The sequence below is a fragment of the Bradyrhizobium sp. 44 genome (assembly GCF_023073095.1).
Lineage (GTDB): Bacteria > Pseudomonadota > Alphaproteobacteria > Rhizobiales > Xanthobacteraceae > Bradyrhizobium.
On sequence record NZ_JADPIY010000021.1, the window covers coordinates 1 to 13,585 of the forward strand.

A 13,585-nucleotide genomic window follows, 5' to 3' on the forward strand; every position below is an offset into this window, starting at 1 on the left:
GCAGATCACGCCGCCGCGAAAATCAAACTAGGCCACTGCGGATGGAAACAGGCCAGTACCAGGTTGAGGATAAGAACAATTTAGCAACCTAAAACCTTTTCTGAACCGAGCGGATGCCGGGCCGACGTCCGTTGAGGGTCAAAATGCGAAGAACTCAGCCCCGCAAATCTTGTCCGCAATGCCTCAATAAGCGGACCTCGTGGAGCGACGCTGCCAATTCGCCGAAGGGCCACAAGCGGTCATTCCTGGTGGAGATGGTCACGTCCACGAGTACAGAACATCGGGTTCTTTCTCTTCGTTGCGTGCGCCATCTGTCTCTGAGACAAGCCGAAAACCATGCTTCTCGTAGAACTTGTGTGCAGTGAACAGCGGACATGGTGGTGCCGGCGCAGCTGGTCCGGAACGGGCCAGGAACGGACTCGTGCACCGCAGCAATTTCTATTCCATCACCTCGTCGGCGCGGGCGAGCAGGGTCATTGGACCGAAAAACGGAAATGAAAGGTGTACCGGAAAAGGCTGTTTTCAATGCTCCGAAGTAAACTTCAAAACAGCTTGATTGAAAGCCTTTGGGTTCTCAGCGGTCATTGCGTGACCCGCGTTAGGAATAATGACCGGCGGATCGAAATTGCCCCGATTTTGCATCTCGGAGATCAAAACACCATACAGTGGCGGCGATTTCTCGCCATTTATCATAAGGACGGGGAAATTGAAATTCCGCAAATCTTCGTCTGTGGTGAGAGGAAGTGGATCATCGACGATCGCGGTCCGAATATTCTGAAGAAACTCTTTCTGCCGTCCCGCTGACAAACTCTGCCAAAAGTCCGGACCGACCAAGCGATGCATGAAGCGGGCCGTGCCGCCCTCAACATCTCCATTGGCTACATCTTTCCGCAACTCAGCAAACAAGTTTGATCGGAAGGCCGTCGCCTTCAAATTCGCTTCCGTTTCAGGAAGCTCAAGCCTGACACCTGCATCCGCCAGAATGAGGGTTCGGATGAGGTCAGAATATTTTTTCGCCACTTCGATAGCAACTGCACCGCCGCGAGAAACGCCCAACAAGTGGACCGGACCAAGATTCAGCTTTTCTACGAAGGCGCCCACATCGTCGGCGTGCTGGGCGAATGAGAAATCGTTTCCCACGCCGTCCCACAGTTCAGGGAAATAGTGCCTGAGGCTTACGTTCAGAACTCGATGTTGTTTGGAAAACGGTTCGATCTGATCCGGCCAAATTCGATAATCACAAAACGATCCATGGACCAGGACAAGCGGCGGGCCAGCTCCACGATCTTGATAGGCCATGGGATATCCATTGACCTCGATCCATTTTACATCAGCAGGGATCGGCCACTTCGGCAGTAGGTAAGACATCAAAGAAGCTCCAGCATGGTCCGTCGATAGTCGGAAATCGTATCACTTTGGAATCGAGCAGAATACCAACTGCCCTGAGTCCGTTTAGGGTCACAAGCGGCGATTGGCGCCAGGCTGAAAACTTCCGGTCTACCCCTCTGAGCCGACATGTCGCGGCACCGCTCCAACGGTAGCGATGGGCTAAAAGGCGACCGAACTCGACTAGCGATTGGCCTCAATTCATCTTATCTTCCGCCCATGAACGATTGCTGTTGTCCTCCGCCGCCCTTCAACTTGGGCGGAACCAAAAAGCGGGATGCCGCTTACCGCCGGGTGCTCTGGGCTGTGCTCGCGATCAATGCCGCAATGTTTGCGGTTGAGGTCGTCGCGGGCCTCGCTGCTGGATCGGCGTCGTTACAAGCAGACGCGCTCGACTTCTTAGGTGACGCTGCAAACTATGCCATAAGCCTGCTCGTAATTGGCATGGCACTCCGCTATCGCGCTGCTGCTGCTCTTGCGAAGGGCGCTACAATGGCCGCCTTCGGTGCATGGGTCATCGCAACAGTCGTTTGGCATTCGCTCCACGGAACGCTCCCAAGCGCATTTGCTATGGGCACCGTTGGAGTTGCGGCCTTGGCTGCCAACGCCGCTTCATTTGGTCTTCTTTGGGCGTACCGTCATGGTGACGCCAACATGCGATCTGCATGGATTTGCACCCGTAACGATGTGCTTGGGAACCTCGCGGTCTTATTGGCAGCCGCTGGCGTGTTCGGGACCGGCACAGGATGGCCCGACGTGATCGTGGCCGCCATCATGGCTGTGCTTGCTATTCAGGGTGCTGCTATCGTCATCCGCCAAGCCGTCGGAGAGCTGCGCGTAGGCGGTTTGGCAGCAGCCGAATAAATCCCGTTGCCAAGGGCTAATGTCCGTTTTGGGTCATTCGCGTCGATGCAGACTTCTACCCTGTCACTTCCGGTCGACCTCGAACAGCGGACATAATGGAACCGACCTAGCTTGTCCGAAAGGGCCAGGAGCCGGCATGACGGTGGGCCCGTGAGCGGCTCCTCGTCGTCGGGTCACTCAACATGGCTCGGGTAAAAAGCACCCACTATTGTGGTGGAATTTCCAGACTTTCGAGCGGAGCCGTGAGGCGGCAAGTGAGTCCGGTCGATCCGTAGGACAGCGCAACCGACCCTCTGAAGTCGTATTCCAGCGCCCCCGAAACGAGTTGCGAACCGAAGCCTTTATCGGCGGGCTCTGACACAGATGGACCGCCGAATTCTTGCCAGACGAAGACAAATTTTTGATCACCCGCCTGATCTTCGGTTGACCACACGATGGACACGCGGCCGCTTGGCACGTTCAAAGCGCCATACTTCACTGCATTCGTAGCGAGCTCGTGGACCGCTAAGGAAAGGGCGAGAGCCTGTCGTGATCTGAGAACAAACGGAGGACCGGAAATCGTAATCCGGCCTTCGCCTGTTCTGTAAGGGCTCAGGGCAGTGTTGACGACATCTCGAAGTGGGGCAGCAGCCCAATTCGCCGCAGTAAGCAAGGCGTGTGCTCGTCCGAACGCGGCAAGTCGTGCCTTATACTTTTCAAGATCGGCCTGGCTCGATACGTCACGAAATGTTTGGCTGGCAACTGCACCAAGCACAGCAAAGGTGTTCTTGAAGCGATGCTTTAGCTCGTCGTTGATAAGCTTCAAGGCTTCCCTTGCCATGTGCTCGGAGGTGACGTCTTTGCAGACAACGAGTACGCCACCGACTTTATCTTCAAGGTCAATTGGACCGAAGCTATACGTCCACCAGACATCCTCGCGCCGACCGTGTCGGGTTACAGGCACCAATTGATCCTCGTGCCAAGTCGCCCCCTTACCTGCCATGACGTATTCAATCTGGGGACCAATGATGTCCCATATTTCATCCCAACATTCACGGCCGCGCGCTCCCAAAGCGCTCGGATGCCGCTCCGGACCCATCGTTTCGCGATAGGCATCGTTATAGAACTGGATTAGGTCCGGTCCCCACCAAATAAACATCGGGTGGCGTGAGGTAAGAACGAGGCGCACCGTGACCCGAAGACTTTGCGGCCACGCTTCCGGGGAGCCGATCGACGTTTTTGACCAGTCAAACGCTCTTATCAGAGCGCCTATCTCGCCGCCCCCCGACAAGAAAAAGTTACCTGTGTCCCCGCCCATGCGCGCAACTCCACTGACACCCGCAAGCCTAAGGCCAAAATTCCCGGTATTGCAACGTCGATGGTTAATCAAAGCGGTCCACGCTGCGCGCCGCGATGGATCAGTTTCGGGCCCATGGGGTAGCCACTACACTGGACGCGCCGGCGACATCGACCAGACCTGGGCGAAGTCCGTTCTGGGTCAATTGCGACCTCTAGTCATCGAATTGGACCTAAGTACGCCTCCTATGGTCCGAAAGCCGACGTAAGAGAGTTCGAAACTGACCAGCCTCATCAACTGAGGAGGTCATCATGACCGATGTCTCAAAATCCGCAGAGAACGTTCAAAAGCGCGTCCCGTGGAACAAGGGTAAGGTCGTTGGCGCTAAGCCGCCACTTCGGCCGAAGCACGTTTGGTCTATCCGGACGAAGCTCCAGGTTGAGGGACGAATCCGTGATCTGGCGTTGTTCAACATCGCAATCGACAACAAGCTTCGTGGGTGCGACGTGGTGGGCCTGAAAGTCGATGACGTGGCATCAAGCGGGTATGCGGCCGATAGAGCAAGCGTCCGCCAGAAGAAAACTGGACGGCCGGTCAAGTTCGAACTTACAGAGTCTACCCGTCAAGCGATCGATGACTACCTGAGGGCAACCGGCAAGAAGCCTGGCGATCGTCTGTTCACCGGCTGTAGAGGCCCCGGGTGCAGCCTGACCACGCGGCAATATGCGCGTTTATTATCGGGCTGGCTGGCCGGTATAGGGTTGGATCCTCACCTGTTCGGAACGCATTCGCTCCGTCGAACAAAAGCGACCCTTATCTATCGGCGCACGGGCAACTTGCGAGCGGTGCAGCTGCTTCTGGGGCACACCAAAATCGAGAGCACCGTCTGATACCTAGGAATTGAAGTCGACGATGCGCTTGCAACAGCAGAGCAAGTCGACGTCTGAACTAGCTGGGCAGAGCGGACATGCTCTGCCCCTTTCTTCAAGGCGGCTTCGGGCCATAACCGGACACAGCAGAGACTCCCGAGATGGGCACGGCCGCATAGGATCAAAAATTATCTCGCCGAATGCGGATCTCCGGTTTTTAATCGGCTCATCAGGCGCCAACCGGGGACTATGCTTGAGCGATCGCTCGAACGCAAAAGCCCCGGCCAGAGGATGATGACACAAGTTCAGAACTTGTAGTTGACGCCAACTTTCGCGACCGAGAGCTTTTCCTTCACATCTATGGTGCCCGTCGTCGACGCCACGCCGGTCTTCTTGCCGAAATCCATGTAGTCGTATTCGATGAACGCGCTCCAGTTCTGCGAGAAGGCGTATTCAGCACCGAAGCCAACCCATCCAACGGCTGTCGTGCTGCCGCTTGTCGGAGGGAATGGGCCGAAACCAGCCGGGACGGCGAGACGGTGGTCGCTCTGCAACCAAGCAGCGCCGCCCTTGACGTACACCAACGTCCGATCGGCAACGACACCACCAAATCTTCCGGAAACGGTCGCTAACCAGTTACTCTCTGAGCTGCATATGGCGAGGCCGAGACAAGGATGCGTGCCCTTCACATCGAGTCCCGCGATATCGCCTTGGACACCGAATACGGCCCAGCCGGACTGCCAGTTGTAGCCAATCTGGCCACCACCGAGAACGCCGCTTCTGCTGTTTTGACCCAATGGAAGGCCCGTCACAAGTGCTACCGCAGCGGGAGTGATAGCGGCAATCGAGCTCTCAGTGGTGCCCCAACCGGCGCCAACATGTCCTCCGATGTAAAAGCCCGTCCAACTCCAGACCGCTACGGGGCGTAAGGCGCTTTCGTGGCAAGATCGGCAGCCGAGGCGATGGCTGTCGAAGCGAAAAGAATGGCCGCAGCAACAAGCTTTGTTTTCATTTTTGACCCCAGTAGGAGAAACTAGCACCCTGCCGAATATCGGGACTCGCTGCGTCCGAACACTACCTAAAAAGGTGGTTTGCCGTTATTTATGCAAGCCTGCGCAGTTCGGCGACCTGCACACGCTCCGCCGAAAATGGCGTGGGCTATATCGGACTTTCGGCCACGGAGAGGTCGGCTCGATTCGGAAAGCGAAAATTGCGAGATTTCGAAGCGAGCGCCGAGTGCGCCATGGAGAAATACGAGCAACCGGACCGCACAGAGCGCGATACCTTATCCTCTCATACTGTATCGTGTCGTACTGTCTCAAACTTTACCGGTCGCAGAAGTCGCAAGACGTAACTGCTGACTGTAGAGCAGGCCGCGCGTGATTGAAGTCGGCTTCGGGTCACAGGCTGACTTCCGCACCGACTCGCGCTGGGGTCGGCTATTCCTGAAGGCAGACATTGTGGCCTCAGTAACCAAAGGCGGCACCGGGCCTACAAGCGGTGATTGCCGTGTACGTAGCGCCGAATTAGACCTCGGCCCGGGCCCAAGTGATGAACTTCCTTATCGTAGGACCATTCCCGGCACCCGCGCGATGGACGATGTAGAATCCATAGCCACTCAGAGTGACCGGCGATACCGGAACGAGCACGCCGCTCGCCAATTCGGGGGCGACCAGGACATCGCTGCAGATCGCCACACCTTGACCAGCGATCGCGGCCTCGATGGCGTGAAGTTCCTCTTGAAACCGCAAACTCACAAGCGAAGCAAGTTTGCGTTTGGACAAGGGGAGTGCCGCCCGCTGCCAGCGTTGCCACGTCGGCGCGTGTGTATCGCCCGGCGGCCATGCAGCCTCGATGAGCGGAAGTCGCGCCAGATCGACCAGCCGCATCTTCGTCGCTCGCGTGTCCACGAGCTTTGGGCTTGCTACCACGTAGAAGGTGTCGCGCATCAACTCGACAACATTTCCATCGGCCGGTGGCCCGAGAGCGTAGCGGATCGCAACATCGGTTTCGTCCGACTCGAGATTGAGCACGGCGTCGGTGCCGACAATGTCAAGCTTGAGCCGTGGATGCGCCGCCCGCCAAGACTGCAGCCGTGGCAATAGCCAGCGGGCGGCAAAGGCGTTTGTCGCCGTGATGCGCAGATGCCGGCCCGCGTGGCTGCTCTTGATGTTGGAAAGTGTCTCGGCAAATCTTCCGAATCCGTCACGAACGACCGGAAACAGCTGTCTGCCTGCCGAGGTCAGCGCCAGCGGGCGCGGCCGGCGACGGAATAGCGGGCGACCACAATGCTGCTCCAGAAGCTTGATTTGATGACTGATGGCTGTCGGTGTGACGCCAAGTTCACCTGCTGCATGCTTGAAGCTCAGATGACGTGCCGCGGCCTCAAAGGCGCGCAACTCCGTCAAGGGCGGTAACTTTCGCATTCGGACAACGTAGATGAAATCATCTCATCTGAACATGAAATGTTCAGACTTGCCCCCCGGAAGCAAATGCCGACTATGGACTTATGCGGGAAGATGACAGTGCAGCCCCGTTTCTGGAGGCTCTTCAAGATATCCAGCCGTTGATTGCCGAACATCGGGCGGCATTCGATCGTGAACGGCAACTGCATGAAGACGTTGTTAAAGCGCTGGCCGATGGAGGGTTCTTCAGGCTTTGGCTACCCGCATCGCTTGGCGGCCCTGAGTTGTCGCCGCTCGCCTTCATGAGCGTCGTAGAACGCGCAGCAGCGCTCGACGGAGCTGTCGGCTGGCTGGTTGGCAATGGAGGCGGTATGAGCCGCGTCGGGGGCTATTTGCCTTCTGCAGTGGTGTGCCGCTGGTTCGAAGACCGCCGCACGTTTATCGTGAGTGCAACGGGGGCCGTAGGGACCGCCATGCCTGCCGATGGCGGAGTCCGCGTCTCGGGACGATGGCCGTTCGGAAGTGGCGCACCGCATGGCACCCACTTCATGGGTTTGGTGACAATGGGCGGAAATCAGGCGCCTGACCAGCCGCGCTTCTGCTGTTATTTCGAACGAAAGCAGGTCACGATTCACGACACTTGGCACGTTTCAGGTTTGCGCGGCACCGGAAGTTCGGACTGGGAAGTCGACAATGCCTACGTTCCTGCCGAATGGATGCATCCGTTTATTGACCACAAACCCGCTGAAGGTGGGCTGCTCTATCGCATTCCAGCTCTCTCATCATTCGCCTGGACGATTGCAGTGGTGCCACTGGGCATCGCACGGGGTGCCATGGAGAGCTTTGCAAAGCTGGCGGGCGGCAACAAGGGGCGGCTCGGGACTGCCGGTCTCATGCGCGATCGGGAAGTCGTGCAGGCAGTGATCGGTCGCGCCGAGACGCTGCATAACTCCGCACGAGCATTCCTTCTCGAGGCGATGACGGAGCTGATGACTGCGACTGATATTGGCGGCCATCGCCTCGTCGACGCGCGCCTGAGATTGCGGATGGCCGCAGCCCATGCGGGCGAGACCGCAGGTCGCATCGTTGACAGCGTGGCGACGGAGGCCGGCGCAGGCTCGATCTTCGAAACCAGCGCACTGGAACGCGCCGTTCGCGATGTGCAGGCCGCCACCAAGCATATCGCGTTGAATCCTTCGATCTACGTCACTGCCGGACGCCTTGGACTTGGTTTAGACGCTGGAACAGCGCGATTTTGAGTGAGAGACGGTTCGTCTGCAACGGGTCATGAACGCCCTTAGGACTGCCGGCGGGTTTCTTCCGGTCATCCACTATGAGCCGACCACCTGGGACGCTGCTTAGACTTCGCGTTCGGGCCAGAAGCGGACAGCGAGGACGCAACATGGGAACGGCTGGGCGGGTGGTCCACGGCTATAGCACCGCCTCTTTAGTCAATTCTGTAATGCGCACGTCGTAGCTTGGATTGTTTGTTCTAAGTGGTACCACGAAATAGCTACCCGGTCCGCCGACTTCGTGCATTCGCGCGAGCCATCGTTTTGCCTCGTCCAGGCAACCCAGGGCAGCCGCAGAATAAACCTGGACCTCAAATGCAGGGCGAAAGTGCGGCCGCACAGCGAGCGCGCGATTACCGCTATCGAGTGCCCCGCAGGGGTCATTCGCAAGCAGTTGCGCGTATGCAAGAAGCACATACCAAGCGACATTTTGCGGATCGTTTGGGTTCAGCGTCAATCCATGCTCAAGCGGTGCGATAGCGCGTCGAGCGTCGCCATCAAAGAGCAACGCCATGCCAAGAACGAGGTGGCCAAGCGCGAAGCTCGGATTAATCCCTATCGCACTTTGCGCCGCAAGCACAGCAGTGTTGGCAGAGCCGGCATAACAGTGCGCAATGGCGAACGCGTAATGCGAATACGGATCGCGAGGATCCAGTACAATCGCACGGGTGGCAGCCGCTACTCCTTCCCGACCATCAGCGCTCGCGTCGTCAGTCCAGCCGTAAGCAATCAAGCCTGCGCTAACCCGACCGAGCCAGCTGTAGGCTTCAGGTAATTCAGGATCAATGTTGCAAGCGTGGCGGAATAGTTCGCGCGCGGCACGATGACCCTCTCGCGTCACCTTGTCGAAATGCCACATGCCTTGCCGCACGAGATCCCAGGCGGTCACGTTGCCGCTGTGGCGGGTGACCGCGAGGAGCGATTCGCTTTTCAAGAGCTCGGGCTCGATCGCCGCGACCACGCGCTCAGCAATCTCGTCCTGAATCGCGAAGACATCGGCCATCGCTAAATCGTAGCGCTCGGCCCAAAGATGCTCGCCAGATTGTGCGTCAATAAGGTGTGCCGAAATGCGCAGCCTCTGCCTCGCAAGTCGTACGTTGCCATGCAGCGCATAGTGCACGCCGGACGTATTAGCGGCGGCACTTGCGCCATCCATTAGTCCCTCGCCCTGTGAGAGAGCCAGAGCGCGCAGCACCACACGAAACCACCGGTAGCGGACCAGCGCCGTTATAATGTCGTCGGTGATACCGTGCGCAAGATACTCTTTGCCCACCTCGTCGCTGGCAATGCTGAAAGGCAGCACGGCGATTAGCGGCCGCACCTCCTGACCTGAGCCCAAGCAGCTGCTGTCACTGCCCGACAAGGAGCCGGCAAAACGGTAACCGACGCGCGGCACTGTCGTAATCCACTCGCCGCCGTCGCCCCTGCCTCCGAGTAACTTTCGCAATGCCGCAATCTGAACCGACAGATTGCTCTCCTCAACGGCCGCGCCAGGCCACGCCGCGTCCATGAGCTCGGTCTTCCCCACCGTCTCCCCCGGCGTCCGCAAGAGCGCAGTGAGTAGCGCGACCACTTTTTGGTTGGCAGGCACAAGGCGTCCGTCGCGCGTCAGCGTGCCGCGCATGGTATCCAGGACGAACGGACCGAAGCTGAATTTCATGCCGCAAGCTTAACCTGTGTACGACAGGCTGCGTAGCGGCCATTTGGAACAATTTGGAAGTTTTCGGAACGCCTTTAAGGACTCCCCATCGGCTCCGGGAGATCATACTGCCGCACACGAGACAGGAGAGCCAATCATGAGCAGCGCAACCGCGACGTTACCGAATCTCCTGCCCAGCGAACGGGGTATGGTGGTAAAGGGGGCGTCAGGATACCGGACTGAACAAGGGTCCGATTATCAGCCAGGCATCAGTGCGGAAACAGCTGGCTCGCAGGTAATCTGGCTCGGCTTGATGGCGCTCCCGCCCGGAGCTCGCACCAAGGCGCACGTACATGCAAAACACGAAACGGCGCTCTACATGATGAGCGGAGATGTCCTTGAGCTTTGGACCGGAAAGGAGCTGGAACATTGCGACAGCGTTCGGCCCGGCGACTATGTCTTCATCCCTGCTAACGTGCCGCATGTAGCAGTCAATCGCGGGGCGACACCGGCGGTCTTTATGGGCTCCCGCAACGAAGCCAGTGCTCAGGAGAGCCTCGTCCTGCATCCAGATCTGGATGCACGGGTGCCATGAGGCTCAGACTATAACGGGTCGACCCTAAATCAAGCGAAGTCCGCTTTAGCCAATAGGCCCGCCAGCGTGAACCGGCGGGCATATTATCGCTAGCCAACCCTCAAGTTTTCGGCCGACGTTTTACCGCGGTTGCTCATTTCCTCGTAGCTCACCTTCGCACCCTCGTTGAGAGTGCTCAGTCCCGCTTTTTCGACAGCGGAAATGTGCACGAAAACATCCTTGCCGCCGTTGTCTGGCTGAATAAACCCAAAGCCTTTGGAAGAGTTAAACCACTTCACAGTACCTGTCGCCACGTCTGTCTCCTCGCTTGAGCAATAGCACCAGCCTAGACCGAGCACCCACGCTGGGCAACCACCGATGGGAGTGTACTGAACCGCCTCCACTTGCGTCACTTTTCACATTCGCAGCAAACGCCCAAGACGCCAAAGTGGCAAGCCGGCTTCCAGCCAGGACCTGAATCGGGCGCGGGCGTTCTATTCGGAAAAACTCGGGCTTGATCCGGTCGAGCAGCGCCAAGGCGGGCTCCGCTACGTCTGCGCGGGGGGCGAGTTTGCAATATTCGTCTCAGCCGGACTGCAATCTGGTACCCATACGCAAATGGGCTGGTTGGTTGAGGACATCGAAGCAACGGTGCTTGAGCTTCGCGCGCGGGGAGTCGAGTTCGAGACCTATGATTGGCCTGAAGACCATCGATGGGATTGCCGACATAGCCGGAAATTACGCCAGTAAGGGTGTCGGTGAGCGAGGTGCTTGGTTCCGCGACAGCGAAGGACCTCAGCGACCTCGGCCATCACGTCACTTAGTCATTGGCCGTTCGAACTGGCTGCAAGGACTTAGATGCAAAGCTAGCCACGACCGGTCGTTGCTTGCGGGTCGATCCGGTTACACTACCTACATACCTCGCGAAATGCGGCGGTGAGCAAATGTGAAGCCAAGCAAAACGCTCGTGGCGCGGCCGCTTGTCCGATACTGATGAAAAGTGAGTGCCAATGACTGTTTTCTCGGGTCGGTGTTCGCGATGGACGTTGACGGCAAAGCTACGTTCGCGTTCGAGGCGAAGAATTCCGGGAAGCCTTCGAGTTGTGCAAAGAGGAATGGGTTCGTGACGACTTGACCACCATTACATCGAACGGCCTCCCGCTTTGCTCCTCGACGGCCAAGTTGACAGTTCGCAGAGCCGACGAAGCCGAGATTGTCATCTATCGAAGCGCAGCTGACAAAACTCAGACAGAAGACTTGGTGCTAGCATATCTTGTCGATTTAGATTGAGCGTGGCGACCTTCCCCCGCGGGCCATACATCGCCAGGCCCTCCCGGCTGATCCGGTTTGGACCAGCAGGGAAATGACGCAGTTTTCTGGTACCCATGATCGGGGCGGAGCGGCGCTTGTCGTTGCACCGACCACGCCTCCCTGATCAGAGCATCCGCCGCGTACTAGGCGAGCAAAGCTAAGTAGATGGTTCCTTTTCGGGAACGCCAAAATGAGATTGCCTAATGGAAATATTGGAGCGAGGATAATGAGACCGGGGCTGGCAATCCCTTTTCATTTCGTAATTTTTAAAGAGACCCGGGGGGCCGCTGATGAAAGTCAGTGGCCCCGGTCCTTTTAGGAACGGCAGATCGCGGGACAGGTTTCTGTTCAGTCGCCGCGTCCTTGACAGCGCGGGGACCCTCCCGAGGCCTCAGCCCCTCCCCCCCAGGGGCTGGGGCCTTTTGCTGACTGCTACCCGAATAGATTGAGGTCCAACGCGAAAGCGCCGGCCCAAGCCGCGTCCGCTTCATCCTCGCCGAGGTCTTTCCCCCAGCGCGCTTTCGCAGCTGCTTGCATGTCAGGCTTCTTGGCGTTGCCTTTGCCGGTGGCGTGCATCTTCAGTTTGCTGAGATGGACCGCCGACCATGGGAGCCCCGCCAGCTCGCAGGCGAGTACGGCAGCTCCGAGCATGGGGAAGAGTGCTTTGACGCTGCTGAACTGTCCGGAGAATGGCTCTTCGATGCAGACGCCGAGGCAATCCGGTCCGGCGAAGCGCTGGACGACCCCGTGAACGCCGACCGTGCGACTTCCGATGTTGCCTTCAAACCGAAGTGCCTGGGCATCGAGACCTCCATCAAGATACACCCTGCTAATGAGCTGCTGCCGGTTTGATGGACACCGAGATTGGGTGTTTTATCAAGCCGGAGGGTGGTCATGCAGAGACGGAAGTTCAGTCGAGAGTTTAAGGTCGAGGCGGTCAAGCTAGTCAGGGAACGCGGGTGTCGGTGGCACAAGCGGGCCGCGATCTGGGCGTCCATGAGAACGTGCTGCGCAAATGGGTTAAGGAGTTCGGCTCCGACCCTGTGCAGGCCTTCCCCGGCCACGGACAAATGAAGCCTGAGCAATTGGAGATCGAGCGGCTGCGGCGCGAGGTCACAAAGCTGAAAGCCGAGCGGGACATCCTAAAAAAGGCCGCGGCCTACTTCGCGAAGGAAGCGACATGAAGTTCGGCTTCATCGCGAAGCACCGGAACATCTGGCCGGTGGCATGGCTATGCGAAGCAATGGGCGTATCCCGGTCGGGCTTCCATGCCTGGCTGAACCGATCGCCCAGCGCCAGATTCCGAAGCGACGAGACGGTAGGCCAACGGGTCAAGGCAAGCTTCGTTGCCAGCGACCGGACCTACGGCGCCCGGCGCGTCTGGAGAGACCTTCTGGCAGACGGCGTCGACTGCGGTCTGCATCGGATCGAGCGGCTGATGCGCCAGCAAGCCTTGCGGGCGAGGCCAAGGCGCCGGCGCCCGCCGAAGGACCAAGGCGATCGCCAGATTGCGAACGTGCCGGCGAACCTTCTGGATCGTCAGTTTGTGGCCGACCGGCCAAACCAGAAGTGGATCGCCGACTTCACCTATATCTGGACCGCCGAGGGCTGGCTCTACGTGTCGACCGTGATCGACCTGTTCTCGCGCCGGGTGGTCGGCTGGTCGATGAGCTCCAGTATGACAGCGCAATTGGTTGCGGATGCCCTGTTGATGGCAGTCTGGCGGCGTGGCAAGCCGGATGCTCTGATGCATCATTCCGATCGCGGCAGCCAATACGTCAGCGAACAGTTCCAGCGCCTGATGGCAGACAGTGGGATCGTTTGCAGCATGAGCCGATCCGGCAACGTTTGGGACAACGCAGCGATGGAGAGTAAGCGCTGTTTCGGTCCCACCTTCCATTGAAGGCGTCGAGCGAGGCATGATCGATCTCTGATTGGAGATCGGCTTTTGTCTAAGCTTGACCATATG

At 58.3% G+C, this 13,585-nt stretch carries 12 protein-coding genes and 2 pseudogenes; 7 read left to right on the forward strand and 7 right to left on the reverse strand.

What is annotated here, in order from left to right; translation table 11 throughout:
- Positions 1 to 258: 258 nt before the first annotated feature.
- Positions 259 to 360 (reverse strand): annotated as a pseudogene (locus IVB41_RS24610) (GNAT family N-acetyltransferase); the annotation flags it as partial.
- Positions 361 to 522: 162 nt separating this feature from the next.
- The gene (locus tag IVB41_RS24615) at positions 523 to 1,368 is read right to left on the reverse strand and encodes an alpha/beta fold hydrolase (protein ID WP_247435773.1); all 846 of its coding nucleotides are present in this window, start codon (positions 1,366 to 1,368) and stop codon (positions 523 to 525) included.
- Between the two features lie 237 nt (positions 1,369 to 1,605).
- Here IVB41_RS24615 and IVB41_RS24620 point away from each other — a divergent pair, with 237 nt between their 5' ends.
- The gene (locus tag IVB41_RS24620) at positions 1,606 to 2,250 is read left to right on the forward strand and encodes a cation transporter (RefSeq protein WP_247435808.1); all 645 of its coding nucleotides are present in this window, start codon (positions 1,606 to 1,608) and stop codon (positions 2,248 to 2,250) included.
- Between the two features lie 205 nt (positions 2,251 to 2,455).
- On the opposite strand, the gene IVB41_RS24625 is transcribed toward IVB41_RS24620, so the two are convergent.
- Positions 2,456 to 3,547, reverse strand: coding sequence for a sensor histidine kinase (locus IVB41_RS24625; RefSeq protein WP_247435776.1), 1,092 nt, complete (start codon positions 3,545 to 3,547; stop codon positions 2,456 to 2,458).
- A 290-nt stretch (positions 3,548 to 3,837) separates the two neighbouring features.
- Between IVB41_RS24625 and IVB41_RS24630 the strand changes: the two genes are divergently transcribed.
- Entirely contained in the window at positions 3,838 to 4,416 is a 579-nt protein-coding gene (locus tag IVB41_RS24630; protein ID WP_247435780.1) for a tyrosine-type recombinase/integrase, read from the forward strand.
- A gap of 284 nt (positions 4,417 to 4,700) precedes the next feature.
- On the opposite strand, the gene IVB41_RS24635 is transcribed toward IVB41_RS24630, so the two are convergent.
- Together IVB41_RS24635 and IVB41_RS24640 are read right to left on the reverse strand one after the other, a co-directional pair.
- The gene (locus IVB41_RS24635) at positions 4,701 to 5,435 is read right to left on the reverse strand and encodes an outer membrane protein (RefSeq protein ID WP_247435783.1); all 735 of its coding nucleotides are present in this window, start codon (positions 5,433 to 5,435) and stop codon (positions 4,701 to 4,703) included.
- A 486-nt stretch (positions 5,436 to 5,921) separates the two neighbouring features.
- Entirely contained in the window at positions 5,922 to 6,803 is an 882-nt protein-coding gene (locus IVB41_RS24640; protein WP_247435785.1) for a LysR substrate-binding domain-containing protein, read from the reverse strand.
- 101 nt (positions 6,804 to 6,904) lie between these two features.
- On the opposite strand from IVB41_RS24640, the gene IVB41_RS24645 reads away from it, so the two are divergent.
- Complete coding sequence (locus IVB41_RS24645; RefSeq protein WP_247435790.1) at positions 6,905 to 8,059, forward strand: acyl-CoA dehydrogenase family protein; 1,155 nt, start codon at positions 6,905 to 6,907, stop codon at positions 8,057 to 8,059.
- A gap of 172 nt (positions 8,060 to 8,231) precedes the next feature.
- Here the strand turns inward: IVB41_RS24645 and IVB41_RS24650 are convergent, their stop codons facing one another.
- Positions 8,232 to 9,752 carry a winged helix-turn-helix domain-containing tetratricopeptide repeat protein gene (locus IVB41_RS24650; protein ID WP_247435793.1) on the reverse strand — a complete coding sequence of 507 codons (1,521 nt, stop codon included), beginning with the start codon at positions 9,750 to 9,752 and terminating at the stop codon, positions 8,232 to 8,234.
- A 136-nt stretch (positions 9,753 to 9,888) separates the two neighbouring features.
- On the opposite strand from IVB41_RS24650, the gene IVB41_RS24655 reads away from it, so the two are divergent.
- Positions 9,889 to 10,326, forward strand: a complete 438-nt coding sequence (locus tag IVB41_RS24655) for a cupin domain-containing protein (protein ID WP_247435796.1) — start codon at positions 9,889 to 9,891, stop codon at positions 10,324 to 10,326.
- A gap of 89 nt (positions 10,327 to 10,415) precedes the next feature.
- On the opposite strand, the gene IVB41_RS24660 is transcribed toward IVB41_RS24655, so the two are convergent.
- Entirely contained in the window at positions 10,416 to 10,619 is a 204-nt protein-coding gene (locus IVB41_RS24660; protein WP_247435801.1) for a cold-shock protein, read from the reverse strand.
- 160 nt (positions 10,620 to 10,779) lie between these two features.
- On the opposite strand from IVB41_RS24660, the gene IVB41_RS35825 reads away from it, so the two are divergent.
- From IVB41_RS35825 to IVB41_RS24670, 3 genes and pseudogenes are all read left to right on the forward strand, one after another.
- On the forward strand, positions 10,780 to 11,055 hold the full coding sequence (locus tag IVB41_RS35825) for a VOC family protein (protein ID WP_346770867.1): 276 nt from the start codon (positions 10,780 to 10,782) through the stop codon (positions 11,053 to 11,055).
- A 1,092-nt stretch (positions 11,056 to 12,147) separates the two neighbouring features.
- A complete protein-coding gene (locus tag IVB41_RS24665) occupies positions 12,148 to 12,468 on the forward strand; it encodes a hypothetical protein (protein WP_247435805.1) in 321 nt (106 codons plus the stop codon).
- Between the two features lie 42 nt (positions 12,469 to 12,510).
- Positions 12,511 to 13,489 (forward strand): annotated as a pseudogene (locus IVB41_RS24670) (IS3 family transposase); the annotation flags it as partial.
- Positions 13,490 to 13,585 lie beyond the last annotated feature (96 nt).